This window comes from Streptomyces sp. NBC_00028 (genome assembly GCF_045041065.1).
Lineage (GTDB): Bacteria > Actinomycetota > Actinomycetes > Streptomycetales > Streptomycetaceae > Streptomyces.
Genome location: NZ_CP108293.1, coordinates 975,239 through 1,000,007 on the forward strand (window position 1 = coordinate 975,239; position 24,769 = coordinate 1,000,007).

Here is a 24,769-nt window from a genome sequence, read left to right on the forward strand (position 1 = left end):
TCAGTCCGGGGGCAGTGGCTGTTCGGCCCAGATCGTCTTGCCGGAGCCGGTCTGCCGGCTGCCCCAGCGCTGGGTGAGCTGGGCGACGAGGAGCAGTCCGCGGCCGCCCTCGTCGTAGGCGTGGGCGCGCCGCAGATGCGGTGAGGTGGAGCTGCCGTCGGAGACCTCGCAGATGAGGGTCCGGTCGCGGATCAGCCGGAGCTGGACGGGTGGTTCGCCGTATCGGATGGCGTTGGTGACGAGTTCGCTGACGACGAGTTCGGTGACGAACGCGGCCTCGTCCAGTCCCCACGCGGTCAGCTGCTCGGTGGCGGCCTGCCGGGCCTGGGCCACGTGCGCCGGATCGGGCGGGATGTCCCAGGTGGCGACGCGGTCAGCGCCGAGCGCCCGGGTGCGGGCCAGCAGGAGGGCCACGTCGTCGCTGGGCTCCTCCGGCAGCACCGCCTTGAGGACGGTGTCGCACAGGGCGTCGAGGGAGCTGGCGGGCGCGGTCAGGGCCCGGCACAGTTCGCTCGTCGCGTGGTCGATGTCGCGGTCGCGGTCCTCGACGAGGCCGTCGGTGTAGAGGGCGACGATCGCTCCCTCGGGGAGCTCCACCTCGGTGGCCTCGAAGGGCAGGCCACCGACGCCGAGCGGGGGTCCCGCGGTCATGGGGACGCATTCCGAGGTGCCGTCGGGCAGCACGAGGGCGGGCGGCGGATGGCCTGCGGCGGCGAAGTTGAGGCGCCGCGAGACCGGGTCGTAGACGGCGTAGAGGCAGGTGGCGCCCAGTTCCGCCACCTCGTCGTCGCCGTCGTAGGCGGCCAGGTGGGTGACCAGGTCGTCGAGGTGGGTGAGGAGTTCGTCGGGCGGCAGGTCGACGTCGGCGAGGGTGCGGACGGCGGTGCACAGCCGGCCCATGGTCGCCGAGGAGGAGATGCCGTGGCCGACCACGTCACCGACGACGAGGGCGACGCGGCTGCCGGACAGCGGGATGACGTCGAACCAGTCGCCGCCGATGCCGGCGAGGGAGCCGGACGGCAGATAGCGGTGGGCGACCTCGACGGCGGCCTGCCCCGGCAGTCCCCGGGGCAGCAGGCTGTGCTGGAGGGCGAGCGCGGTGGTGCGTTCGCGGGCGAAGCGGCGGGAGTTGTCGACGCAGACGGCGGCCCGGCTGGCGAGTTCCTCGGCGAGGGCCGCGTCGTCCGGTACATAGGGTTCGGAGTGGCCGATACGGACGGCGACGGCGACGCCCAGTGTGGTGCCCCGGGCCCGGAGCGGCACCGCGATCAGTGAGTGGGCGCCTTCCCGGTAGGGCTTGCCCTTGGGGGCGCGGGCGTTGCGTTCCCGTACCCAGCGGTCGAAGGAGGGCTCCCCGGCGCGGCTGAGCACGGCCCGCCCTTCCCGCATGGCCCGCGCGGGCGGCGAGTACGGCGGGTAGACGTCGGTGAAGCCGAGGTGCACGGCGGCCTCGGGGGTGCCCTCGGTGACCGAGCCGTGGGCGACCCGGCGCAGGACGAGGTCCTGGGGCAGCACGCTCGGGGGTTCGTCGGGGCCGAGCACCCATTCGAGGAGGTCGACGCTGGTGAAGTCGGCGAACCGCGGGATCACGAGCGAGACGAGTTCCTCGGCGGTGCGGACCACGTCGAGGGTGGTGCCGATGGCGTCCGCGGCCTCGTTCAGCAGGGCGAGGCGCTGGCGGGCCCAGTGCTGCTCGGTGCTGTCGAACGCGGCGAGGGCGACGCCGACGAGTTCGTCGAGGGCGTTGCGCACCGGCCACATCTCGATGTTCCAGGCGTGGTAGCGGCTGCCGGAGGGGGCGCGGGTGTAGCTCTCGTAGTGGATGGGCGCGCCGGTCTCGACGACGTGCCGCAGATGCCAGTTGAAGCCCCGGCTGTGCTCGGCCTCCTCCACGGTCTCGGGGAAGTGGCGGCCGAGCAGGGCCTCCTCGGGGACGCCCATCACCTGGCAGGCGACCTCGTTGAGCCGCAGATAGCGCTGGCCGGGGTCGAAGACCGACATGGACATGGAGGCCTGCTGGAAGGCCTGTCCGGCCAGGGTGGGCTCGGCTCCGCCGGGCTGCTCGGCGGTGATCACGAATCCGCCGGGCGTCCCGTCCGGGCCGAGGACCTCGCAGGCCCGCACCGGCAGGGTGACAGGCGTGCCGTCGCGGTGCCGCAGGACGACGGTGCCGGCCCGGGCGGCGACGGTCTCGGGCGGCGGGTCCTCGGCGAGCAGCTCACGCACCGCCCGCCCCACGACCTCCTCGGCCGGGTGGCCGGTCAGTCGCCGGGCACCGTCGCTCCACCCCGTCACCGTGCCGTGGGCGTCGATGATCGCCGCGGCGGAGGCATGCTCCATGTCGTCCAGGATGGTCCCTTTGCCGCACCGCATCAACCGCGGTACGGCCTCCCGGCCCCGGGCGTCACTTCCGGCGGGCCCGCAGGGCGGCGAGTGCCTTGTCGGCGTGGGTGTTCATCCGCAGCTCACTGCGGACGACCTCCAGGACGGTGCGGTCCTCGTCGATGACGAAGGTCACCCGCTTGGTGGGCGCCATCGAGAAGCCCCGGGCCACGCCGAACCGCTCCCGGATCGCCCCGTCCTGGTCGGACAGCAGCGGCATGCCGAGCGAGTGGGCGCCCGCGAACTCCTGCTGGCGCTCGACGGAGTCCCCGCTGATCCCGACGGGGCGGGCGCCGGCCGCGGCGAACTCGGCGGCGAGGTCGCGGAAGTGGCAGGCCTCGGCGGTGCAGCCGGAGGTCAGCGCGGCCGGGTAGAAGAACAGCACGATCGGCCCGTCGGCCAGCAGCGAGGTCAGGGTGCGGGGCGTGCCGGTCTCGTCCGGCAGCTCGAAGTCCTCGATCGTGTCACCGACCGCTGTCACCTTGCTCATGCCCGGCCCTTCCCGTTGTTCGCGACGTTGCGTGCCCACAGCACGAGGGGGAGTTGCAGCGGCAGCCGTCCCAGGGCGGCGGCCTTCTGCGGAGCGGGCCGGTCGCGCCAGTCGACGGCCATCTTGACGTTGGCGGGGAACACTCCGACGAAGAACGCGGCCGTGGCCAGCGCGGCCGTGCGCCGGGTCCGCGGCAGCGCCACCCCGGCGGCCAGGGCCAGCTCCACGGCGCCGCTGGCGTAGGTCCAGGTCCGCGGCGAGCCCGGCAGGGCGCTCGGGACGAGGGCGTCGAACTGGCGGGGGTTGGCGAAGTGGGCGACGCCCGCTGTGGCCAGCAGGCCGGCGAGCAGCAGGGGTGAGCGTGGGGACCGCGGCACGGTTCCTCCTTCGGGGGGCCTGCCGCGCGATATTACTGGACGGTACAAGCAGGTCGTACCGCGGCCTCCTCCCCTACGGGGAAAGCCGGTTGTGGGTCCCTGGCGTGTGGCCGAAGGAACGGCGGAAGACGTCGATGAAGGCACTGGTGGAGGACCAGCCGCAGCGGTGGGCGACGGTCGTGACGGGCTGGTCGTCGGCCAGCATGCGCAGGGCGTGGTAGAGGCGGCACTGGGTGCGCCACTGGGGGAAGGTCATGCCGAACTCGGTGCGGAAGAGCCGGCTGAGGGTGCGTTCGCTCGCGCCGGTGGCGGTGCCGAGGGCGGCGAGGGTGCGTGGGTCGGCCGGGTCGGCGTGGAGGATCGCGCAGACGGCGGCCAGGCGCGGGTCGGTGGCGGTCGGCAGGCGCAGGGGCTGCTGGGGTGAGGCGCGGAGCTGGTCGCGCAGGACGGCGAGCAGACGCCGGCGTTCGGGACCGTGGTCGTCGGGGTCGCGGGTGTAGGCGACGATCAGCTCGCGCAGCAGCGGGCCGACGGCGAGGACGGTGGGGGCGTCCAGGCCGAGCGGGTTGTCGTCGGCGGGCAGGCCGACCAGGTGGAGGTGGAGACGCCCGTGGGCGCGGTGCGCGTGGACGGTGCCCGCGGGGACCCAGATGGCCCGGTTGCCGGGCGCGAACCACGTACCGGCGTCGGTGGTGACCGCCAGGACTCCCGAGCCGGCGTAGACGATCTGGTGGTCGTCGTGCCGGTGGGCGTCGATGCGCTCGCCGGCGAGCAGGCTCTGCGCCCGGGTCGGCGCCTGGGGGGTATGGCGGATGTCCGGCACAAGTAGGCAGTTTATCGAAAGTGCGCCATGACCCGGGGTCGGGACGATCGACCCATGACCGCGATACGCCATCTCTCGCTGGGGCACGCCTGCGTCGACGTCTACCAGGGCGCCGTCGCCGCCCTGGTGCCGTACTTCGTCGCCGAGCGCGCCTACACCTACGCCGCAGCCTCGGGCGTCGTCCTCGCCGCGTCCCTGCTGTCGTCGGTGGTGCAGCCGCTGTTCGGGGCGCTCACCGACCGGTGGGCGATGCCGTGGCTGCTGCCGCTGAGCACGCTGACGGGCGGGGCCGGGGTGGCACTGAGCGGGGTCACCGACTCGTACGGGCTGACGCTGGCCGCGGTCGCCGTGTCGGGTGTCGGGGTGGCCGCCTACCATCCGGAGGCCGCCCGTGCGGCCCGTGCCGCCGCGCGGGGCAGTCACACGGCGATGGGCTGGTTCGCGCTGGGCGGCAACGTCGGCTTCGCGGCGGCGCCGCTGCTGGTCATGGCGGTGGTCGCCACGGGCGGTCTGCACGCCACTCCCCTGCTGCTCGCGCCCGCCCTGGTGGGCGCGGCCCTGTGCGCGGCGGCGGTGCGCGCCGCGGGCGTCCGTGCGGGGACGGCCGGTGGCGCCGACAGTTCCGGCCGCGACGACTGGCCGTCGTTCCTGCGGCTGTCGGGGGCGATCGTGTGCCGGTCGGTGGTCTTCGTCGGGCTGAGCGCCTTCGTCTCGCTCTACGTCCGTCAACGCGCCGGGGGCGGGGACGCGGCGGGCACGGCCGCGCTGTGCGTGCTCTACGCGGGCGGGGCCTTCGGCACGGTGCTCGGGGGCCGGCTGGCGGAGCGGTACGGGCGGCTGACGGTGGTGCGGCGGTCGTACGTCCTGACGGTGTCGGCCGTCGCGGGGGTGGTGCTCGTGCCCGGGCCGGGCGTCTATCTGTTCGTCGGGCTCGCGTCGGCCGGGTTGTACGTGCCGTTCTCGCTGCACGTCACGCTCGGCCAGGACTATCTGCCGCGGCGCGTCGGTACCGCGAGCGGGGTCACCCTCGGGCTGACCGTGAGCGTGGGCGGCCTCGCCGCCCCGGCGGTGGGGGCGCTCGCCGACGCGACGTCCCTCCAGGTCGCGCTCGCCCCGCTCATCGCGCTGCCCCTCGTGGGCCGACTCCTGCTGTGCGGACTGCGGGAGCCGGGCCCAAAGGCTCAGGTGGTGCCCGCCGGCTCCGTCTCCTCGTCGACGGCGTAGGCCAGGAAGTCGTCGACCATGCGGTGGAACAGCGTGGCGAGCTGGCCCAGCTCCTCCGGCGACCACTGCGACAGCGCGAGCATCATGCCGCGCGCGCCCGCGTCCCGGACCCGGTCGACGGCCTGCCGGCCGGTGTCGGTGAGCTCGATGCGCTGGGCGCGCCGGTCGTCGGGGTCGGGGACCCGGGTGACGTAGCCGGACTTCTGGAGCTGCTGCACCGTGCGCGTCACGTGCGAGGCCTCCACACCCAGCCGGTTGGCCAGCTCCCCGGGGCGCAGCGGCTCGGAGTCGGCGACCTGTCGCAGCAGCGCCACGGCGGCCCGGTCCAGCGGCACCCCGGCCAGGGCCATGAGCCGCTCGTGCTGCCGGGCGCGGGTGCTCAGGTAGGTGATGCGGTTCAGCGCCCGCTCGATCTCGGTCACCTGCGGGGACACAGGGCCGGCGGGGATCTCGGGCAGCGGTGGTGTGGCCATGGAAGCCACTTTACCATCTTGTTGCGTAACTCAAGTAAAATACTGCGTGCGTGTACCCGCTCTCCTCCCCAGGGACGACTACGGACGTAGGACGGGACGGTCGCCGGGGCTGACGGTCTCGTGCCACCCCGCCCCGGTCGCGACGGCCTGACGCCACCCCCGGATCGCCTTCGGCGCCATGCCCACGGCGAGCGCCCCGCTCACCCGCTCCCCCATGCGGTACACGGCGACGAACCGCCGCTCGGCCAACGCCCTCTCCACCACGGCGACTTCGTCATGGCCGCGCAGGAACCCGTACGCCTGCACCTTCATGTCGTACTGGTCGGACCAGAAGTACGGCACCGGCGCGAACGGCCTGCGCGCCTCGGGGGCGAGGAGGTTGCGGGCCACGGCCATACCCATCTCGGCGGCGTTGGTCCGGTGCTCGATCCGCATCGACGCTTCGAACAGCGGGTTGTACCAGCGGGCCACATCACCCGCCGCGTACACGTTCCGGGCCGCCTCGCCGTACGCGTCGCAGACCACGCCGTCGCCGACGGCCAGGCCGCTGCCGTCGAGCCACGCGGTGTTGGGCACCGAGCCGATCGCCACCAACACCTCGTCCGCCTCGACGACTTCACCGCTCGCGAGAAGCACCCCGTCCTCGGTCACCTCGGTGACGGTGGTCCCGCACCGCAGGTCCACGCCCTCGTCCCGGTGCACCCGCGCCAGCATCCGCCCGACCTCGGCACCGACGGCGTGGGCCAGCGGCACCGGGGCGGGTTCGAGCAGGGTCACCTCGGCCCCGAGGCGCCGGGCCGTCGCGGCGGCCTCCGCCCCGAGGAACCCGGCACCGACGACGACCAGCCGGCGCCCCCGACCGAGGCTGTCCCGCAGGGTCAGCGCGTCGTCCAGGGTGCGCAGCACATGCGCACCCTCGCCGGGGAGCCGGCGCGGCCGGACTCCGGTGGCGAGGATCAGCCCGTCGTACGGCAGCGCCGTCCCGTCGGCCAACCGGACCGTGCGCTCGGTGAGTTGGAGGCCGGTCGCGGCGACGCCGAGACGCAGGTCGAGGTCGAGGGCGGCGAGATCGGTGGGCGTGCGCAGGGGCAGCCGGTCGGGCCGCCATTGCCCGGACAGGATCTGCTTGGACAGGGGCGGGCGGTCGTACGGGGCGAGCGGTTCGTCGCCCACGAGGGTGAGCGTGCCCTCGTAGCCCTCGCGGCGGAGCGTCTCGGCGGCGGCGAGTCCGGCGGCCGAGGCGCCCACGACGACGATCCGGTTCAGCGGGTCGGGTCGGCTCACCGCTCGACCAGTCGGATGGCGGCGGCCGGGCAGACCGCGATCGCTTCCTCGACGTCGTCGAGGAGTTCGGGCGCGGGGCTGTCGTCCAGGAGGATCGCGATGCCGTCGTCGTCCTGGTCGAAGACGTCCGTCGCGGCGAGGACGCACTGCCCCGAGGCGACGCACTTGTCGGCTTCCAGTTCCACCTTCATGTCTTTCCTCTTCCTCACAGGTGCTTCGTCGTTGCTCGCGGGACGGTCGACCGTCACCAGGTGACGGGCAGTTCGTGCACGCCGTAGATGAACGCGTCGTCCTTGAAGCGCACGTCGTCCAGGGAGCAGGCGAGCTTCAGCGTGGGGACACGGCGGTAGAGGGTGCCGTAGACGACCTGGAGTTCCATGCGGGCCAGCGGCTGGCCGAGGCACTGGTGGACGCCGAAGCCGAAGGCGACGTGGCGGCGGGCGTCGCGGGTGAGGTCGAGACGGTCGGGGTCGGGGAAGACCTCGGGGTCGCGGTTGGCGATCTCGTTGGCCATGATGACGCCCTCGCCGGCCCGGACGATCTGGCCGGCGATCTCGATGTCCTCGGTGACCGCGCGGCGCCGGCCCAGGTGGGTGATGTGGAGATAGCGCAGCAGTTCCTCGACGGCGGAGGCGGCGAGCTTCGGGTCGTCGGTCTCGCGCAACAGGGCGAGCTGGTCGGGGTGTTCGAGGAGGGCGAGGGTACCGAGGGCGATCATGTTCGCCGTCGTCTCGTGGCCCGCGATGAGCAGGAGCAGGGCCATCTCGGTGGCCTGCTGGTGGTCGATCTCCCCGGCGGTGACACGGCCCGCGATGCCCGACAGCAGGTCGTCCCGGGGGGCCGCGATGCGCTTTGCGAGGAGCTCGGCGAGATAGCCGGCGACCTCACGGCTCGCCGCGCCCCGCTCCGCCGGGGTGGCGGTCGTACGGACCATGGTCTTGGTGCTGTCCTGGAAGAACGCGTGGTCGTCGTAGGGCACGCCGAGCAGTTCGCAGATGACCAGGGAGGGAAGGGGAAGGGCGAACGCCTCCACCAGGTCCACGGGTCCCGACCGCGCCAGCATGTCGTCGATCAGCCCGTCGACGATCCGCTGCACGGCCGGGCGCAGCGCCTCGACCTTCTTGACGGCGAACGGGGCCGTCACCATCCGGCGCAGCCGGGCGTGTTCGGGGTCGTCCATCATGATGAAGCTGAGCTTGCCCTCGCCCGCGTCGGGCGAGGCCTTGGTGGGGTAGCCGGGCCGGTCGGGGTCCGCGCTGACCCGGGCGTCGCCGAGGACGGCGCGCTGTTCCGCGTAGCGGGTCACGAGCCACGGCTCGCTGCCGTCCCACAACCGCACCCGGGTCAGGGGCGCTTCCCGCTGCAACTCCTGGAGGGCGGGCGGCGGGTCGAAAGGACAGCGGGCCGCGCGGGGCATCGGGAACTCGGGGGCGGTGTCCGGCTCCTGGGACACGGGGGCGGCCAGGATGTCGGCCATGGTTCTCCTCGGTGGTGGGGGGCTCCGCGAGCGGAGCGCCGGGGGGAAGGGGGCGAGGCCTCGATGCCTAGGCAAACAGAGGCGGCTGACGCCTTCCGGTCAGTTGCCTGACGGCTTCCTGACGTGACCCGGCTCACACACCGAGAGGTGCCCTCTCAGCGCTCGGGGGTCACCGGCGCCAGCCACAGCCCGATGACCGCGTCGGCCAGACCGGAGGCGGCGTCCTGCCAACTGGCGCGCGGCGTGGGGCTGTTGTCGGCCAGGGCGCGCTCGCGCTCGGCGGAGACGTGCAGGATGAGATGGCGGGCCATCTCCCCGCGTTCGGCGCGCACTTCGACCGGCAGTTCGGGCAGACAGCGCCGCAGCCCCTCGACGATCTGCCGCAGGGACGGCGAGGAGAGGGACTCCTCGACCATGATCTCGTGCAGGGCCGGGTCGGTCACGATCTGGGCGCAGAACCTCGCGTACCAGGTGGGGCTGCCGAGGGCCGCCAGGTGCTCGGGGACCGGACGCACCAGACAGTCCACCCAGTCCCGTACGTCCGTGGAGTCGCCGATGCCGGCCAGCAACCGGACCCGGATCTCCTCGATCCGCGCCGCGTGCTTGCGAATGATCGCGCGGACCAGGTCGGCCTTGGTGCCGAAGTGGTAGCCGACGGCGGCGTTGTTGCCCTGTCCGGCGGCCTCGCTGACCTGGCGGTTGGACACGGCGTAGACACCGCGCTCGGCGAACAGCCGCTCGGCCGCCGTCAGGATCAGCTCCCGGGTCGCGCTGACCTGCTCCGCCCGTACCGCCCTGCCTGCCGCCATCGTCGCCTTCCGTTCGCTGTCCCGTGATGCTGCCGCCCCGAGGACGGAAGCCTACGCAACCGCACGTCAGGGGCGGCTCAACGGTCCCGCGTCCGCAGCAGGCTGACCCCGGCCCCCAGCGAGACGACGCCCATGCCGACGCCTGTCAGGACGGCCTGCGCGCCGCTCACGACGAAGGGTGCCGCCGCGGCGACGGCGAGGTTGAACAGGAACAGGAACCACAGCACGGGACGCGAGGAGAGCAGGGGCTTCATCGGGGTGTCCTTCCGGGACGGTGAACGGCGTCGGCCTTGTGGCGTCCACGATTCCGGGGCGTGATCACCACGACGAGGGGGTGCGCTCCCGGACCGGTGGTGCAGCGGGCTACACCCCCGCGCCGCCCGTGCTACCCGGGAACGACCGGCACGGGGGCGCGTACTGCGTACTCAGTAGCGGGATGGTCGGCAGGCGGACGACGACGTGGGCCGCTCGGGCCGGAAGACTGGAGCGCGGGCGACCGCGCGCGTCCGGCTTTCCTCCGCCCGGAGAAGGGCGCCCGACACCGCCCGCTCCCGAGAGGGTCGCCCGACACGGGCGGCCCTCGCCCGTCGTTACCGGCGGGCATCGCCGACCATGTCCTGAGGACCCCGAGCGGAGAGCGCGATGAGCATCCCCTGGCAGCGTTACGCGGACGAGCACACCCGCACCGTCGACACGATGACGGCCGCGCTGCTGTTCGCGTGCTTCCTGCTCGGCAGCGAGATCCACTTCCCGCACGAGAAGCCACCGGACGCGGTCGGGCCCACCCTCGCCCTGGCCGCCCTCGCCTGCGGCTCCCTGTTCTGGCAGCGCGGCCGTCCACGGACGGTCGTCGCCGTCACCGCCCTGTGCACCGCCGGGGCCGGCGCCCTCGGGCACCTCCTCACGCCTCTGATCATGGGCCCGCTCATCATCGCTCTCTACCGGCTGGCCCTGGGCACCGACCGCCGGACCACCCGGTTCGCCTTCTTCGCCGCGCTCACCCTGCTGGCCGTCACGGCGTTCCTCGCCGATCCGGTCGGCCGTCCGTGGCCGCTGAAGACGATCGGCCCCGCCGCCTGGCTGCTGCTGCCGGTCGCCGTCGGCACCGCGGTCCGCCTCCGGGACGCCTACGTCGAGGCCGTTCAGGCCCGCGCCGAGTACGCCGAGGAGAGCCGGGAGAAGGAGGCCCGGCACCGCGTCGCCGAGGAGCGCATGCGCATCGCCCGAGAGCTGCACGACGTCGTCGCCCACCATCTGGCCCTGGCCAACGCCCAGGCGGGCACGGCCGCCCATCTGGCGCACACCCACCCCGAGCAGATGCGCCGGATCCTCAGCGAACTCTCCGGGACGACCTCCTCGGCGCTGCGCGAGATGAAGGCGACCGTGGGCCTGCTGCGCCAGACCGACGACCCCGACCTGCCGCTCGCGCCGAGTCCGGGCCTCGGTCAGCTCGCCGACCTGACCGGCTCGTTCGAGACGGCCGGGCTGTCCGTCGAGGTCGCCGTCGAGGGGATGCCGCGACCGCTGTCGCCCGGCGTGGACCTGACGGCGTACCGGATCGTGCAGGAGGCGCTGACGAACGTGACCAAGCACGCCGCGGCCGGGGCGGCCCGGGTGCGTCTGCGGTACGCCGTCGACCATCTGACGCTCACCGTCACCGACGACGGCACCGCGACCGCCGCCGCCTCCACCTTCGCCAGTCAGGGCTTCGGCCTGATCGGCATGCGGGAGCGGGCCAGGTCCGTCGGCGGCGCCCTCGACGCCGGTCACCGCGTCGAGGGCGGCTTCGAGGTGACCACCCGCCTGCCGCTCTACCCCATCGCCCCCATCGCCCCCACCGCACCGGAACCGGAAGATCGGAACCCATGACCATCCGTGTACTGCTTGCCGACGACCAGGCCCTGCTGCGGGCCACCTTCCGGATCCTGATCGACTCCTGCGACGACATGGAGGTGGTCGCCGAGGCCGCCGACGGCAAGGAGGCCGTCGCCCTGGCCCGCACCCACCGTCCCGACCTGGTCCTGATGGACATCCGGATGCCGGGCACCGACGGTCTCGCCGCCACCTCCGCCATCTGCGCCGACCCGGACCTCGCGGACACCCGGGTACTGATCCTCACCACGTTCGAGATCGACGAGTACGTGGCCGAGGCGCTGCGGGCCGGGGCGAGCGGCTTTCTCGGCAAGGACGTCACCGCGGACGCGCTGCTGTCGGGCGTGCGGACCGTGGCGGCGGGCGATGCGCTGCTCTCCCCGCTCGCCACCCGTACCGTGATCACCCGGTTCCTGGCCGCTCCGGCGAAGGGCGCCCGGCCTGCGGTACCGGAGGACCTGGCGGCGCTTACCGCTCGGGAGCGCGAGGTGATGGCGTGGGTGGCCGAGGGGCACTCCAACGAGGAGATCGCCGGGAAGCTGGTCGTCAGCCCGCTGACCGTACGCACGCATGTGCACCGGGCCATGACGAAGCTGGGCGCCCGGGACCGCGCCCAGCTCGTCGTCATCGCCTACCAGTCGGGGCTGGCGCAGGCCTCGCCGCGCGGCTGACTCAGCCGTCGGCGAGGGTGTCCAGCCACTGCTGGAGCAGCGCCGACTCCGCCGCGGTGAAGGTCTGCGGCGGGTCGGCGCGCAGCCGGGCCCCGAGCGTGGCGGCGGCGACGGGCACCCCGTCCGCCGACGGCGGCGCGGTGGCGCGGGTCAGCGAGTCGATCACCGCGTCGCGCAGCCGTGCCGCGAAGGCGGGGTCCGGGTACTGCTCCGGCCTGGTGAGCATCGACAGGGCCGCCCCGACGTTGGCGGACATGATCACCCGCGTGGCCACGGCGGGCGGCACGGTGAGGCGTCCGGCGGCCGCGCAGCGTTCGAGGATCGCGTGCAGCAGGGCATGGGCCTCGCGCGCCGCGGCGGGCGGGACGGTCAGCTCGGGCGAGTACATCAGGCGGTAGTGGTGGGGGTGCTCCAGCGCGAAGCGCAGATGGTTGTCCCAGCCGCTCCTGAGGTCCGCCACCGGATCGTCGCCGGGGCGGGCGGCCCGCTTGGAGGCGAGGTACTGCTCGAATCCCCGGTCCACCACGGCGGCCAGCAGCCCGGCCTTGTCGCCGAAGAGCCGGTAGAGCATCGGCGCCCCGACCCCGGCCGCCTCGCACACGGCTCGCGTCGAGACCTCGGCGGCCGGTGCCTCGGCCAGCAGTCGCGCGGCGGCTTCCAGGATTTTTTCCCTCGCGTCCATGGGTGCACGGTACGACATTCGTAGCGCCGATACGAAGCAGGAATAGCATCGCTACGCTTCCGTGTTATCGTCGCTACGAGACAGACGTAGCGTCGCTAACTCATGAGGGAGCCATCATGACCACCATCGACCCCGGCACCGGACAGCGCGTCGCGATCGTGACCGGCGGTTCGCGCGGCATCGGACGACAGGTCGCCCGCCGGCTCGCGACCGACGGTTTCGCCGTCGTGGTCGGCTACGCGGGCAACAAGGAGGCGGCCGACGAGGTGGTGGCCGCGATCGGGGCGGAGGGCGGCAGCGCCGTCGCCGCTCGCGCGGACGTGGGCGACGAGACCGAGGTCGCCGCGCTGTTCGACCGGGCGGAGACGGTGTACGGCGGGGTGGACGTGGTCGTGCACGCGGCGGGCCGGATGCCGCTGGCCCCGGTCGCGGAACTGGACCTCGCCGACCTCGACGCGCTGTACCGCACCAACATCCGCGGCACCTTCGCCGTCGACCAGCAGGCCGCCCGACGGCTGCGTCCGGGCGGGGCGCTCGTCAACTTCTCGTCCTCGGTCGTGGGTCTCGCCTTCCCCGGCTACGGGGCGTACGCCGCGAGCAAGGGCGCGGTCGAGGCGCTGACGCTGATCCTCGCGCGCGAGCTGCGCGGCCGTGACGTGACCGTGAACGTGGTGGCGCCGGGACCGACCGCCACCGACCTCTTCCTGGACGGCAAGGACGAGGAGACGGTCGCCCGGCTGGCCGCGCAGCCCCCGCTGGAGCGCCTCGGCACCCCGCAGGACATCGCCTCGGTGGTGTCGTTCCTGGTCGGCCCCGCCGGCCGCTGGGTCAACGGGCAGGTGCTGCGGGCCAACGGCGGCATCATCTGAGGCCGCCCTTCCCGCCGCCGTTCAGGGGAAACCGCGCCCCCGCGCGCGTGCGGGAGCGGGGCCGCGTCGACAACTGAGCCGTGAGCCTCCCCCTGATCCCGCCCATGCTGGCCACCCCCGGCACCCTGCCGCCCGCCACGCAGGACGACCGCTGGGCCTACGAGACCAAGCAGGACGGCCAGCGCGTCGTGGCCTATCTGACCGGGGACGGGAGCGTGCTGCTGCGCGCCCGGTCCGGGGAGGACATCACCGCCGCCTATCCGGAACTCGGCTCACTGGGCGGCGCCCTCGGCGGGGCCGCGGCCGTACTGGACGGCGAGATCCTGGCGCTCGACGAACAGGGGCGCGCCGACTTCCAGTTGCTCCAGTCGCGGATGGGGCTGGCCCACGCACCCGCCCGGGCCGCGCGGAAGGCCGCCGAGACGCCCGTCCATCTGGTGCTGTTCGACCTGCTGCACCTGGCGGGGCGGCCGCTCATCACGCGGCCCTATCTGCGACGGCGCGAACAGCTTCAGGAACTGGGCCTCGAGGGCCCGTTCTGGTCCACGCCCGGCGCCCTCGTCGGTCACGGCGCGCAGGCCCTGGAGGCGACCCGCGCGCACGGCCTGGAGGGCCTCGTCTGCAAGCGGCTGGACTCGGTGTACGAACCCGGGGTGCGCTCCCGCGCCTGGATCAAGATCCGGAACATGCACAGCGAGGACGTGATCGTCGGAGGTTGGCTGCCCGGCAAGGGACGGCTCACCGGGCTGCCGGGCGCGGTCCTGGTGGGGCAACGGGGCGCCGGGCGGCTGCGCTACGTCGGCAGTGTCGGTACGGGGTGGAGCGAAGCGGAACGGACGCAGCTCGCCGAGCTGTTGCGGGCCGCCGCCACGGACAGCTGCCCCTTCGACCCGGTGCCGCGCGTCGCGGGCGCCCACTGGGTCCTGCCCCGCCTGGTCGGTGAGGTCCGCTACAGCACACGGACCCGCGCGGGCCTGCTGCGCCAACCCTCCTGGTTGCGACTGCGTCCCGACCTCGCCGCGGAGGATTCGGCGGCCGATCTGCCGGACGATCCGGTCTGAGATCTCGAACAAGATCCAAGCGTTCGGACGCTTGTTACCTATGAGTCGCTTACGACCTCTTGGCGCGGACATGAAAAGCCGGGAAGCTGTCCTGGCCCGGGAAGTGGAACTTCCCTCTCCCCCACAGCCGTTGGGCTGCGCCCGCACCAAGAGGAGGACGCAGTGTCGTCGAAAACCTCCGGAACCCACCGCAAGAGATGGGCCGTCGGCGTGGCCGGCGCCGCCGCCCTCGTGCTCGGCTTCCCCAGTACGGCCCTGGCCGCCCCGCCCTCGGCGCTGCCGACCAACGCCGAGGCCGCCGAGTACACCTACCAGCCCGCCTTCGACTACGACACCGACGGCTGCTACTCCTCGCCGGCGATCGGCCCCGACGGGACCATCAACGGCGGTCTGAATCCGACCGGTTCGCTGAGCGGCGACTGCCACGACCTCTCGGACCTGAACAACACCAACAGCTACTCGCGCTACAAGTGCAACAACGGCTGGTGCGCCTACATGTACGGCCTGTACTTCGAGAAGGACCAGGCCCTCGCCAACAGCAGCATCGGCGGCCACCGGCACGACTGGGAACACGTCGTCATCTGGGTACAGAACGGCACGGTCCAGTACGTGTCGACGTCCAACCACGGCTCGTTCACGGTGAGCGCCGCCTCCGGTGTCCGTTTCGACGGCACCCACGCGAAGATCGTCTACCACAAGGACGGCATCAGCACCCACTGCTTCCGGCTCGCGGGCTCCAATGACGAGCCGCCGGAGAACGCCAAGGGCACCTGGCAGTACCCGCCGCTGGTCGGCTGGAACGGCTACCCGTCCACGGCCCTCCGCGACAAGCTCAGCGCCTACGACTTCGGCAGCGCCAACTTCGGTCTCAAGGACGCGAACTTCGCCGCGCATCTGACCTCGGCCAAGCCGTCCGGCATCGCGTTCGACCCCAACGCCTGACCCGTCACGTCCTCGGGCGCGGGACCTAGGTCCCGCGCCCGCGGGTTTCCGCCCCCCGCCCGATCACGACGCACCCCCGCCCGGCATACCGTCCGATCATGACTACGACCGGACACCTCGAAGAAGCCCTCGACCGCCTCCACGCCGCCGGCCCGGAGTTCGACGGCTGGCTCACGAACCACGCGCCGATGGTCGTCGAGGCAATGGCGGCACACGGGCAGGAGGGCGCGGTCCACCGCTGGGTGGACCTGTACCGGGACAGGCTGGAGGACTTCCCCGACCGCGCGGAGCCGGTCACCGAGACCAACTGGGCCGAGGCGCTGGGCGATCCGCGCCGGATAGCGGACTGGATCGACTTCTACTCCCGCACCCTGGCCGAACACCCCTGGCGGGACGTCCTCGCCACCTGGTGGCCACGCCTGCTGTCCGGCATGTACGGCGGCGCCACTCACACCATCATCCGCGTCGGCCACGCCGTGCGCGCCCTGGAAGCCGAGGAGAACGCGCCCCGCCTGACCGAGTTCGCCCACGCCCTCGGCTACTGGGCCGCCCGGCATCAGCCGGTGACCGGCGTCGCCACGCTGCCGGGCGCGCCGACCGCCGCCCAGGCCCTGGACGCCGTACCGGCCATCGCGCCCGGCACCGTGGGCTTCAGGAACCGACTGGCCGCCGTACGCCAACTGCCCCTCTGGGCGGACGACGTGAGCGACCCGGACACCGCCCGCGCCCGACTCACCGAGCTCGTCCACGCGGCGACCCATCGCTACGCCACCCACGGGCACGGCGAGCCGACCATGCTGGTGCACGCGGCCACCGCGCCCAACGCCGTGCTGCGCAGCCTGGATTCGCTGCCCCGCGAGCTGTGGGCACCCAGCCTGCACGCGGCATGGACCGCGTCCGCCGCGGTGACCGCGATGTACGCCCCGGTGGAACCGGTGCTCTACACGCCGCCCGCCCGTCTCACCGCGCAGGAGGTCCTGGAGCGCGCCCTCGCCCACGGCGACGAGCACGTCATCAAACTCACCGACACGGCCCTGGACGTCGGCGACGAGCAGGCGCTGGCGGCGGCGCTGCGCTCGGTGGAGATGAGCGATCCACTGGTCTGATCCCGCCGGTACGGCACGGACACTCCACCGGGAGGGTCTATCGTGTCCGCATGTCCGTGCCCGAACTGATCCGTATCGTCTCCCGTGACTCACCCATGGCGCTGGCCCAAGTGGAGCGTGTCCGCGCCGAGTTGACCGCCCTTCATCCCGGGGTTCGTACCGAGGTCGTGCCGGTCAGGACGACCGGTGACAAGTGGCTGGGCGACCTGTCCCAGGTCGAGGGCAAGGGGGCGTTCACCAAGGAGGTCGACGCTGCCCTGCTGGCCGGCCAGGCCGATCTCGCGGTGCACTGCGTCAAGGACGTGCCCGCCGACCGGCCGCTTCCGGCCGGCACCACGTTCGCCGCGTTCCTCAAGCGCGACGACATCCGCGACGCGCTGATCCACCCTGACGGGCTCACCCTGGACGAGCTGCCCGAGGGCACCCGGATCGGCACCTCCTCGGTGCGCCGGGTGGCCCAACTGGCCGCCACGCACCCGCATCTTCAGTGTGTGCCGTTCCGCGGCAACGCCAACCGCCGACTGGCGAAGCTGGCGGCCGGGGAGGCGGACGCCCTGCTGCTCGCGGCCTCGGGCCTCGAACGCATCGGCCGCGAGGACGTGATCAGCGAGATCCTGTCCCCCGAGACGATGATGCCGCCGATCGGCGCGGGGATCCTCGCCCTGCAGTGCCGGGAGGGCGACACCGCGCTCATCGACGCGGTGAGCGGCCTCGGCGATCCGGACACGCACCGGGAGGCCACCGCGGAGCGCATGTTCCTGCACGTCCTCCAGGGACACTGCAACAGCCCGATCGCCGGGTACGCGCGCGTGGACCATGGCGGCGAACTGTCGCTGCGGGCCTGTGTGTTCACCCCGGACGGCAAGACGCGGCTGACCGCCCACGAGTGGGCGGGCCGTCTCGACCCGGCGACGCTCGGCACCTCGGTGGCCGTGGCACTGCTGCGTCAGGGTGCCCGCGAGATCATCGACGGCATCCCGCACTGACCGCGGCGCCGGTACGCGGCACCGCCGTCAGGCGGTGCCCTCTTCCGCCTGGTCCCGCAGGAAGTTGCTGACCTGGCAGGCCAGGCCCTCCCGGGCGGCCCCCGGCTGCACGGCCCCTTCGAGCAGGCCGATCCCGCCGCTCCAGAGCCGGCGCTCGGCCCACTCCTCGTCGACCCGCAGCTGGATCTGCACGTCGACCTGGTTCAGGGACGTCTCGGGGCCGGCCGCGTAGAGCACCACGGTGGCCCGGCGCAGGGGGTAGACGTCGAAGCCCTCGATGAACTGCGAGTTGCGCCAGTCGATGAACGCGCTCTCGCCGTCGGGGCCGACCCGGACGTCGATCTGGCCGTCCTCCAGATGGATGGTGGAGTGCCGGCTGCCACGGTTCTCGACGGTCACCCGGACACTGAAGTACGTGAGCCCCTCAGCGGCGTCGTCCCGTCCGCGTGGTGGCTCCGAGGCCTCCAGACGGTGGACGCGGACACGCAGGCCGGCATGCTCGTCGTACTCCTGCCAGTCCCCGACCACGTTCGGCTCGTACACAATCCACCTCTCCACCCTCAGAGAGCTGCTTCCTATCTGTGTGCTCAGTGCACTGTCAAATGAGCAGAATGCGCTGTGGCCAGCCCATTCACCCCCTTTGATCAGCGATCATGCCGTGCGCAGGAAGAATCCGCCCGGAGCGGTGCTCGCGCGGTGGGCGGGGCGTGCCGCACATCACGTCCGTGCGCATGATCAGCGCGCGAGCCGGCCGAGCAGTGAGGAGGCCGCGGCGATGCCGAGCGCGGCGGCGACGAGGAGCACCGCGAAGTCGAGCGCGAGGTGTGCGGGCGTGCCGAGGAGAAGGCCGCGCAGGGCGTCCACCTGATAGCTGAGCGGGTTGACCTTGCTGACCGCCTGGAGCCAGCCCGGCATGACGGAGAGCGGGTAGAGGGCGTTGGAGCCGAAGAACAGCGGCATGGTGATGGCCTGTCCGAAACCCATCAGCCGGTCGCGGCTGAGGACGATGCCGGCGATGGTCATCGACAGACAGGAGAAGAAGGCCGAGCCGAGGACCACGACGGCGGCGACGCCGAGCAGCTTCAGCGGGTTCCAGGTCAGGGCGACCCCGAGCACGGCGGCGATGAGGACGACGACCACGGCCTGCACGAGCGACTTCACGCCGGCCGCGAAGGCCTTGCCGGTGATCAGCGCCGAGCGCGGGGTGGGGGTGACGAGGAGCTTGTTGAGGATGCCGGCGTCGCGTTCCCAGATGATCTGGATGCCGTAGAAGATGGCGATGAACATCGCGGACTGGGCGATGATCCCGGGCGCGAGGTAGTCGATGTAGGGGATGCCGTCGGTGGGGATCGCCTTGATGCGGGTGAAGGTCTGGCCGAAGATCAGCAGCCAGAGGGCCGGCTGGACCGCGCGGGTGTAGAGCTCGGTGCGGTCGTGGCGCAGTTTCTGCAGTTCTACGGCGCACATGGCGCCGACCCGGGCGGGCAGCAGCCGCCAGCCGGCCCGGGGGCGGGGGGCCTGGAGCAGCAGGTTGATGCCGTCAGCCGACGCGGCCTGCGGTACGGCGGGTGCTTCGGACATCGCGGAAGTCTCCTGACTCGTCGTCGAGACCGCTGCCCGCGACCTCGCGGAAGACGTCCTCGAGGGTGGGCAGGGTGGTCGTGCCGCGGCGTGCGGCGAGGCCCTGGCGCAGTGCGGCGGGGGTACCGAGGGCGCGGACGCGGCCGTGGTGCATGAGGCCGACCCGGTCGCAGTACTGGTCGGCCTCGTCCATGTAGTGGGTGGTGACGAGGACCGTCATGCCGGTGGCCGCGCGGACGGCGTTGATGTGTTCCCACACCCCGGTGCGGGCGATCGGGTCGAGGCCGATGGTCGGCTCGTCCAGGATCAGCAGCCGGGGTGCGCTGACCAGGGCCTGGGCGAGTTCGAGGCGGCGGACCATGCCGCCGGAGTAGGTCTTGGCGAGCCGGTCGGCGGCGTCGGTGAGGTCGACGGCGGCGAGGGCCTGTCCGACGCGTGCGGCGCGTTCCCGGCGGGGCACGTCGAAGACGCGGGCGAACAGGGCGACGTTCTCGCGGCCGGTCAGGCTCTGGTCGGCGGACAGCTGCTGCGGGACGTAACCGAGCAGCCGTCGTACGGCCATCCGCTCCGCGGCGGTGTCGTGCCCGAAGACCCGGACCATGCCCGCCGGTACCGGCAGCAGGGTGGTGATGCAGCGGATCGCGGTGGTCTTCCCGGCGCCGTTGGGGCCGAGCAGTCCGAAGACCTCCCCCTCGGCCACGGTCAGGTCGAGTCCGTCCACGGCGCGCGTGCCGCCGAAGGCGTAGGCGAGCCCGGTGCACGCGACGGCGTCCTGGGTCATGACTCCTCCCCTTCCTCACGCAGGTTCCCGGCCAGCAGCCGCAGGGCCGGCACGGCCGCGGCCAGCGCCTCCCGGTCCACCTCGTCGAGCCTGGCGACCTGTTGCCGTACGAGGTCGGCGCGGCGCCTGCGCCATTCGCCGAGCCGTGCCTCGGCCGCCGGGGTCGGCATCAGCCGGGCCGCCCGCCGGTCGGCGGGGTCGGTCTCACGGACCAGATAGCCCTGCCCGGCCAGCTGGTTGACCAGCGTCGACACCGAGTTGCCCGCCAGGTAGAGGTCCTTGGCGGCGTCCGAGATGCCGATGCCGGGCCGGGCCACCACGAGTCGCAGCAGCTCCACCTCGGCGCCGCGCAGCTGCGGGGCGGGCATCTCCCGGCGCAGCCGGCGCCGGATCAGCCGCTGGACCCCGACGAGCGCGTCGGCCAGCTCCTCCGGGAAGGTCTCCTGTTCCACATCGCCGAGATTAGCTCTGTAGCAGAGGTAATGAACCCAAGAGAGAGTCAAAGCGGTGGGCGGAATATTGTTTGGGAGGTTTTATGGCGGGAATTCGCATTTATGTGCTTCGGACAGGAGGCACGTCCATGGGAGCCGCTCCTCGGCCGCCCCGGCGTCCCCGCCTCTCGTCCGCGCAGCCCTCCTCCCATGGTGTCTGTCCCAGCCGACCCCCGCTGAGGGAGGTGCGCACGATGCCTGTCACGACCAGGACGAAGCCGCACCCGCACGACGACGCCCCCGACACCACCGAAGCCTTCGTACGTCTGGCCGGCCTTCCGGACGGACCCGAGCGCCGGGCCCTGCGCGACGAGCTGATCCGGCTGTGGCTGCCCATGGCCGAGCGGATCGCCGTCCGCTTCAAGGGCCGCGGCGAGTCCCTGGAGGACCTGTACCAGGTGGCCGCCCTCGGCCTGGTCAAGGCCGTCGACCACTACGACCCTGAGCGCGGGCACGCCTTCGAGGCGTACGCCGTCCCGACCGTGACCGGCGAGATCAAGCGCCACTTCCGTGACCACATGTGGACGCTGCACGTACCGCGCCGGGTCCAGGACCTGCGCAACCGTGTCCGGCGCTCCGCGAAGGAGCTGTCGCAGACGACGCCGGGCCGCGCCCCGACCGTCGCCGAGATCGCCGAGCACGCCCAGCTGAGCGAGGACGAGGTGCGCACCGGCATGGAGGCGCTGGAGTGCTTCTCCGCGCTGTCCCTGGAGGCCGAGATGCCCGGCACCGACGGGTACGCCCTCGGTGACGCGCTCGGCGACGCCGACCCCGGCTACGACGTGGTCGTCGACCGGGTCTCCGTCGCGCCCTGTCTCCTGGCCCTTCCGGAACGCGAGCAGACCATTCTCTACCTGCGCTTCTTCCGAGGCATGACGCAGAGCAGCATCGCGCGGCAGCTGGGTATCTCGCAGATGCATGTCTCCCGGTTGCTCACCGCCTGCTTCGCCAAGCTGCGCACCGAGCTGGAGGAGGAGGCGCGCTGAGCCGTCACTCCGAGGGGGCCTCGGGGATCTGGGTCGGGCCGTGCCGGTCGAGAGCGGCCTCCAGCTCGGCCCGGATCTCCGGGGGCATCTCCCCGTCGCGGCCCCAGATGAGGATCAGGTCCGCGACGTTGCGGAGCTTGATGTTCGTGCGCTGGGACACGTCTCTCAGGACCACCCAGCCCTCGTCGGGCGTCACCCGCCCCAGGGCCACCATCATGCCGATCGCCTGGTCCACCACGGCGTGCGAGGTGACGGCCTCCTTCAGCTGCTCGACTTCTTCCTGCAGCTCGAAGATGCGGTCGGTCTCGTCGGACGGGTCGTGCGGTCCTGGGGTCACACTCCCATCCTCGTCATTCGACCGGCCCAATGCCACTGGGCCCGCGAGGTCGTTTCGGGCGCGCCGCGAGGGTACTCGACAGGCGCCCGGCACAGTTCCGGTTGGACACTGGAGACAGACCGGTGGCTGCAGGCCGGCGAGGTCAGGACGCGACTGCCATGAATCACGACATGAAACATCCCGCTGGTACGACGGAGGTCGTCTCCACGCACTCCGTGTTCGGCGCACCCTGCTGGGTGAGCCTGACCAGCCGCGACCTGGAGGCCACCGAGGCGTTCTACTCCGCTGTCCTCGGCTGGGAGTGGCGGTCGGCCGAGCTCGGCGACCGGTTCCGGATGGCACTGGTGGACGGCACTCCGGTGGCCGGGATCGCCGCGGTCGCCTCGATGATGCAGATGGCGGTGGCCTGGACGCCGTACTTCGCCGTGCGCAGCGCGGACGAGACCGTGGCCCGCGCCCAGGAGCGCGGCGGTACGGCCGCGGTCGGGCCGCTGTCCCTGCCGCCCGGACGCGCGGCGCTGCTGGCCGACCGGGACGGGGCGACCTTCGGGATCTGGGAGGGCGAACTCTTCTCCGACTGGGAGAGCTGGCGCCGCGCGGCCCCGACCTTCATCCGGCTGCACACCCGCGACGCCTTCGACGCCGCCATCTTCTACGGCGAGATCCTCGACTGGGCCTCGAAGCGCCCCGGGTGCTGCGAGGTCACCTACGAGGGCGGCGAGGTGGTGCTGCGCAGCGAGGGCGACATCGTGGCCCGGATCGAGTCGGGCGCGCTGGGCGCCGCGCCCGATCCCACGATCCGCCCGCACTGGCAGGTGCACTTCTTCGTGTCCGACATCTCCGCCTGCACGCGCGCCGCGGAGGTCCACGGCGGCAGCGTCCTGTCCAAGTCCGGCGCCGAGGCCGTGCTGCGGGACCCCGACGGCGCCCAGTTCACGGTGACGGCGCGGCGCGCCCGCTGACCGGGGCGCCCGCGGCGGGCCGCGACAACAGCACCAGGCTGCGCGCCGCGACACTCACCACCGACTCCGCCTTGTGCTCCGTCTCGTCCACCCCTTGGGGTTCGGCGGTGTCGATCAGCGTCGTCCAGCGTTCGCCGTACGCGGCCTCCGGCAGCCGGAAGCCCACCGGCTCCCAGTAGCTGTTGAGCAGCAGCAGGAACGAGTCGTCGACCACGGGGCGGCCGCAGGAGTCCGGCTCGGCGATGGCGTCACCGTTGAGGAAGGCGCCGACGGAGTGCGCGTCGGGCCGCAGCCAGTCACCGTCCGTCATCTCGCGCGCGTCCGGCGCGAACCACACGAGGTCGGGCAGCGGCTGACCCGCGTAGGTCACGGTCTCGCCGCGGAAGAAGCGACGGCGGCGCAGCACCGGATGGGCGGCGCGCAGGGCGACCAGGCGGCCGGTGAAGTCGGCGAGGTCACGCTGCTCCTCGGTCAACCGCCAGTCGATCCAGGAGACTTCGTTGTCCTGGCAGTAGGCGTTGTTGTTGCCGCGCTGGGTGCGGCCCAGTTCGTCGCCGTGACAGAGCATCGGGATGCCCTGTGACAGCAGCAGGGTGGCGAGGAGGTTGCGCTGCTGGCGGGCGCGCAGTTCCCGGACGTCAGGGGCGTCGGTGTCGCCCTCGAACCCGCAGTTCCAGGACCGGTTGACGCTCTCGCCGTCCCGATTGCCCTCTCCGTTGGCCTCGTTGTGCTTGTCGTTGTACGAGACGAGGTCGCGCAGGGTGAAACCGTCGTGCGCGGTGACGAAGTTGACGCTGGCGCGCGGTCGGCGCCGGTTGCGCTGGTACAGGTCGGAGGAGCCGGTGAGCCGGGACGCGAACTCGCCGAGCGAACCCGGCTCGCCGCGCCAGAAGTCCCGTACGGTGTCCCGGTACTTGCCGTTCCACTCCGACCACAGCGGCGGGAAGTTGCCGACCTGGTAGCCGCCCTCCCCCACGTCCCACGGTTCCGCGATCAGTTTGACGCGGCTGATCACCGGGTCCTGCTGGATCAGGTCGAAGAACGCCGACAGCCGGTCCACCTCGTGGAACTGCCGGGCCAGGGTCGCCGCGAGGTCGAAGCGGAAGCCGTCGACATGCATCTCGGTCACCCAGTAGCGCAGCGAGTCCATGATCAGCTGCAGGACGTACGGGTGCCGCATCAGCAGGGAGTTGCCGGTGCCGGTGGTGTCGTAGTAGTGGCCCCAGTCGCCGTCCACCAGACGGTAGTAGGAGGCGTTGTCGATGCCGCGGAAGGAGAGGGTGGGCCCCCGCTCGTTGCCCTCGGCGGTGTGGTTGTAGACGACGTCCAGGATCACTTCGAGGCCGGCCGCGTGCAGCGCCTTCACCATCGCCTTGAACTCGGCGACCTGCCCGCCACGGCCGCCCTGGGCGGCGTAGGCGTTGTGCGGGGCGAAGAAGCCGATGGTGTTGTAGCCCCAGTAGTTGGACAGACCGCGGTCCTGGAGCACCCCGTCGTGCACGAACTGGTGCACCGGCATCAGCTCGACCGCGGTCACGCCGAGAGACGTCAGATGGTCGAGGACCGCGGGGTGGGCCAGCCCGGCGTAGGTGCCGCGGAGTTCGGCGGGGACGTCGGGGTGGGTGCGGGTCAGGCCGCGGACATGGGCCTCGTAGATGACCGTGTCCGCGTAGGGCCGCCGGGGCGGGCTGTCCGTACCCCAGTCGAAGGCGGGGTCCGTGACCACGCCGAGCAGGGTGTGCCCGGCGCTGTCCGCTTCGGGGTCGTAGAGCGAGGGGTCGTTGTCCATCCGGCCGTCCACCGCTCTGGCGTACGGGTCCAGGAGGAGTTTCGCCGGATCGCAGCGGTGGCCGAGTTCCGGCTGCCAGGGTCCGTGCACCCGGTAGCCGTACCGCTGGCCCGGACCGATCCCGGGCAGATAGCAGTGCCACACGAAGCCGTCGACCTCGGCGAGCGGAACGCTGTGGTGGCTGCCGTCGTCCTCGACGAGGACCAGCTCCACGCATTCGGCGACCTCGCTGAACAGCGCGAAGTTGGTGCCCTTGCCGTCGAACGAGGCACCCAACGGGTAGGGGTGCCCGTTCCAGACGGGCACCCCTACCG

Annotated in this window: 27 protein-coding genes; 10 read left to right on the forward strand and 17 right to left on the reverse strand. The window is 72.3% G+C overall.

Going from position 1 to position 24,769, the window contains the following annotated elements:
- The 4 genes from OG885_RS04310 to OG885_RS04325 all read right to left on the reverse strand — a co-directional run bounded on the left by OG885_RS04310 (position 1) and on the right by OG885_RS04325 (position 4,072).
- Positions 1–2,340 (reverse strand): SpoIIE family protein phosphatase, encoded by a 2,340-nt coding sequence (locus tag OG885_RS04310; protein WP_405726215.1) that lies wholly within the window; start codon positions 2,338–2,340, stop codon positions 1–3.
- 64 nt (positions 2,341–2,404) lie between these two features.
- Entirely contained in the window at positions 2,405–2,872 is a 468-nt protein-coding gene (locus tag OG885_RS04315) for a peroxiredoxin (protein WP_405726218.1), read from the reverse strand.
- A complete protein-coding gene (locus tag OG885_RS04320; RefSeq protein WP_405726221.1) occupies positions 2,869–3,249 on the reverse strand; it encodes a MauE/DoxX family redox-associated membrane protein in 381 nt (126 codons plus the stop codon). The genes OG885_RS04315 and OG885_RS04320 overlap by 4 nt, the downstream gene beginning before the upstream one ends.
- Before the next feature lie 73 nt (positions 3,250–3,322).
- Positions 3,323–4,072: an AraC family transcriptional regulator gene (locus OG885_RS04325; protein WP_405726228.1), complete on the reverse strand. Its 750-nt coding sequence runs from the start codon at positions 4,070–4,072 to the stop codon at positions 3,323–3,325.
- A 27-nt stretch (positions 4,073–4,099) separates the two neighbouring features.
- Between OG885_RS04325 and OG885_RS04330 the strand changes: the two genes are divergently transcribed.
- Positions 4,100–5,296 carry an MFS transporter gene (locus tag OG885_RS04330; protein WP_405726231.1) on the forward strand — a complete coding sequence of 399 codons (1,197 nt, stop codon included), beginning with the start codon at positions 4,100–4,102 and terminating at the stop codon, positions 5,294–5,296.
- On the opposite strand, the gene OG885_RS04335 is transcribed toward OG885_RS04330, so the two are convergent.
- The 6 genes from OG885_RS04335 to OG885_RS04360 form a co-directional block, all read right to left on the reverse strand.
- The gene (locus tag OG885_RS04335; protein ID WP_405726234.1) at positions 5,254–5,769 is read right to left on the reverse strand and encodes a MarR family winged helix-turn-helix transcriptional regulator; all 516 of its coding nucleotides are present in this window, start codon (positions 5,767–5,769) and stop codon (positions 5,254–5,256) included. The genes OG885_RS04330 and OG885_RS04335 overlap by 43 nt on opposite strands.
- 78 nt (positions 5,770–5,847) lie before the next feature.
- Positions 5,848–7,035 carry an NAD(P)/FAD-dependent oxidoreductase gene (locus OG885_RS04340; RefSeq protein WP_405742571.1) on the reverse strand — a complete coding sequence of 396 codons (1,188 nt, stop codon included), beginning with the start codon at positions 7,033–7,035 and terminating at the stop codon, positions 5,848–5,850.
- Positions 7,036–7,049: 14 nt separating this feature from the next.
- Complete coding sequence (locus OG885_RS04345; protein ID WP_405726237.1) at positions 7,050–7,244, reverse strand: ferredoxin; 195 nt, start codon at positions 7,242–7,244, stop codon at positions 7,050–7,052.
- Between the two features lie 53 nt (positions 7,245–7,297).
- A complete protein-coding gene (locus OG885_RS04350; RefSeq protein ID WP_405726240.1) occupies positions 7,298–8,530 on the reverse strand; it encodes a cytochrome P450 in 1,233 nt (410 codons plus the stop codon).
- Between the two features lie 155 nt (positions 8,531–8,685).
- The gene (locus tag OG885_RS04355) at positions 8,686–9,339 is read right to left on the reverse strand and encodes a TetR/AcrR family transcriptional regulator (RefSeq protein ID WP_405726243.1); all 654 of its coding nucleotides are present in this window, start codon (positions 9,337–9,339) and stop codon (positions 8,686–8,688) included.
- Positions 9,340–9,416: 77 nt separating this feature from the next.
- Complete coding sequence (locus tag OG885_RS04360) at positions 9,417–9,593, reverse strand: hypothetical protein (RefSeq protein WP_405726246.1); 177 nt, start codon at positions 9,591–9,593, stop codon at positions 9,417–9,419.
- A gap of 388 nt (positions 9,594–9,981) precedes the next feature.
- Here OG885_RS04360 and OG885_RS04365 point away from each other — a divergent pair, with 388 nt between their 5' ends.
- Entirely contained in the window at positions 9,982–11,208 is a 1,227-nt protein-coding gene (locus OG885_RS04365; protein ID WP_405726248.1) for a sensor histidine kinase, read from the forward strand.
- A complete protein-coding gene (locus OG885_RS04370) occupies positions 11,205–11,882 on the forward strand; it encodes a response regulator (protein ID WP_405726251.1) in 678 nt (225 codons plus the stop codon). Before OG885_RS04365 ends, OG885_RS04370 begins: the two co-directional genes overlap by 4 nt.
- 1 nt (position 11,883) lies before the next feature.
- Here OG885_RS04370 and OG885_RS04375 read toward each other — a convergent pair whose 3' ends face one another.
- Positions 11,884–12,564 (reverse strand): TetR family transcriptional regulator, encoded by a 681-nt coding sequence (locus tag OG885_RS04375; RefSeq protein ID WP_405726254.1) that lies wholly within the window; start codon positions 12,562–12,564, stop codon positions 11,884–11,886.
- Between the two features lie 116 nt (positions 12,565–12,680).
- Here OG885_RS04375 and OG885_RS04380 point away from each other — a divergent pair, with 116 nt between their 5' ends.
- From OG885_RS04380 to hemC, 5 genes are all read left to right on the forward strand, one after another.
- The gene (locus tag OG885_RS04380) at positions 12,681–13,433 is read left to right on the forward strand and encodes an SDR family oxidoreductase (RefSeq protein WP_405726257.1); all 753 of its coding nucleotides are present in this window, start codon (positions 12,681–12,683) and stop codon (positions 13,431–13,433) included.
- 80 nt (positions 13,434–13,513) lie between these two features.
- Positions 13,514–14,494, forward strand: coding sequence for a non-homologous end-joining DNA ligase (gene ligD, locus OG885_RS04385; protein ID WP_405726260.1), 981 nt, complete (start codon positions 13,514–13,516; stop codon positions 14,492–14,494).
- 162 nt (positions 14,495–14,656) lie between these two features.
- On the forward strand, positions 14,657–15,436 hold the full coding sequence (locus tag OG885_RS04390; RefSeq protein WP_405726263.1) for an NPP1 family protein: 780 nt from the start codon (positions 14,657–14,659) through the stop codon (positions 15,434–15,436).
- A 98-nt stretch (positions 15,437–15,534) separates the two neighbouring features.
- A complete protein-coding gene (locus OG885_RS04395) occupies positions 15,535–16,542 on the forward strand; it encodes a questin oxidase family protein (protein ID WP_405726266.1) in 1,008 nt (335 codons plus the stop codon).
- 50 nt (positions 16,543–16,592) lie between these two features.
- Positions 16,593–17,528 carry a hydroxymethylbilane synthase gene (gene hemC, locus OG885_RS04400; protein ID WP_405726269.1) on the forward strand — a complete coding sequence of 312 codons (936 nt, stop codon included), beginning with the start codon at positions 16,593–16,595 and terminating at the stop codon, positions 17,526–17,528.
- A 27-nt stretch (positions 17,529–17,555) separates the two neighbouring features.
- On the opposite strand, the gene OG885_RS04405 is transcribed toward hemC, so the two are convergent.
- From OG885_RS04405 to OG885_RS04420, 4 genes are all read right to left on the reverse strand, one after another.
- Positions 17,556–18,071, reverse strand: a complete 516-nt coding sequence (locus OG885_RS04405) for a hypothetical protein (RefSeq protein ID WP_405726272.1) — start codon at positions 18,069–18,071, stop codon at positions 17,556–17,558.
- A gap of 192 nt (positions 18,072–18,263) precedes the next feature.
- Positions 18,264–19,109 (reverse strand): ABC transporter permease, encoded by an 846-nt coding sequence (locus OG885_RS04410; protein WP_405726275.1) that lies wholly within the window; start codon positions 19,107–19,109, stop codon positions 18,264–18,266.
- Positions 19,069–19,890, reverse strand: coding sequence for an ABC transporter ATP-binding protein (locus OG885_RS04415; protein ID WP_405726278.1), 822 nt, complete (start codon positions 19,888–19,890; stop codon positions 19,069–19,071). Before OG885_RS04415 ends, OG885_RS04410 begins: the two co-directional genes overlap by 41 nt.
- A complete protein-coding gene (locus OG885_RS04420) occupies positions 19,887–20,342 on the reverse strand; it encodes a MarR family winged helix-turn-helix transcriptional regulator (RefSeq protein ID WP_405726281.1) in 456 nt (151 codons plus the stop codon). Before OG885_RS04420 ends, OG885_RS04415 begins: the two co-directional genes overlap by 4 nt.
- Positions 20,343–20,575: 233 nt before the next feature.
- On the opposite strand from OG885_RS04420, the gene OG885_RS04425 reads away from it, so the two are divergent.
- Complete coding sequence (locus OG885_RS04425) at positions 20,576–21,367, forward strand: SigB/SigF/SigG family RNA polymerase sigma factor (RefSeq protein WP_405726284.1); 792 nt, start codon at positions 20,576–20,578, stop codon at positions 21,365–21,367.
- A 4-nt stretch (positions 21,368–21,371) separates the two neighbouring features.
- Here OG885_RS04425 and OG885_RS04430 read toward each other — a convergent pair whose 3' ends face one another.
- Positions 21,372–21,704 (reverse strand): ANTAR domain-containing protein, encoded by a 333-nt coding sequence (locus OG885_RS04430; RefSeq protein ID WP_405726287.1) that lies wholly within the window; start codon positions 21,702–21,704, stop codon positions 21,372–21,374.
- A gap of 158 nt (positions 21,705–21,862) precedes the next feature.
- On the opposite strand from OG885_RS04430, the gene OG885_RS04435 reads away from it, so the two are divergent.
- The gene (locus OG885_RS04435) at positions 21,863–22,666 is read left to right on the forward strand and encodes a VOC family protein (protein ID WP_405726290.1); all 804 of its coding nucleotides are present in this window, start codon (positions 21,863–21,865) and stop codon (positions 22,664–22,666) included.
- Here OG885_RS04435 and glgX read toward each other — a convergent pair.
- Positions 22,638–24,761 carry a glycogen debranching protein GlgX gene (gene glgX / locus OG885_RS04440; RefSeq protein WP_405742573.1) on the reverse strand — a complete coding sequence of 708 codons (2,124 nt, stop codon included), beginning with the start codon at positions 24,759–24,761 and terminating at the stop codon, positions 22,638–22,640. The genes OG885_RS04435 and glgX overlap by 29 nt on opposite strands.
- Positions 24,762–24,769: the final 8 nt, after the last annotated feature.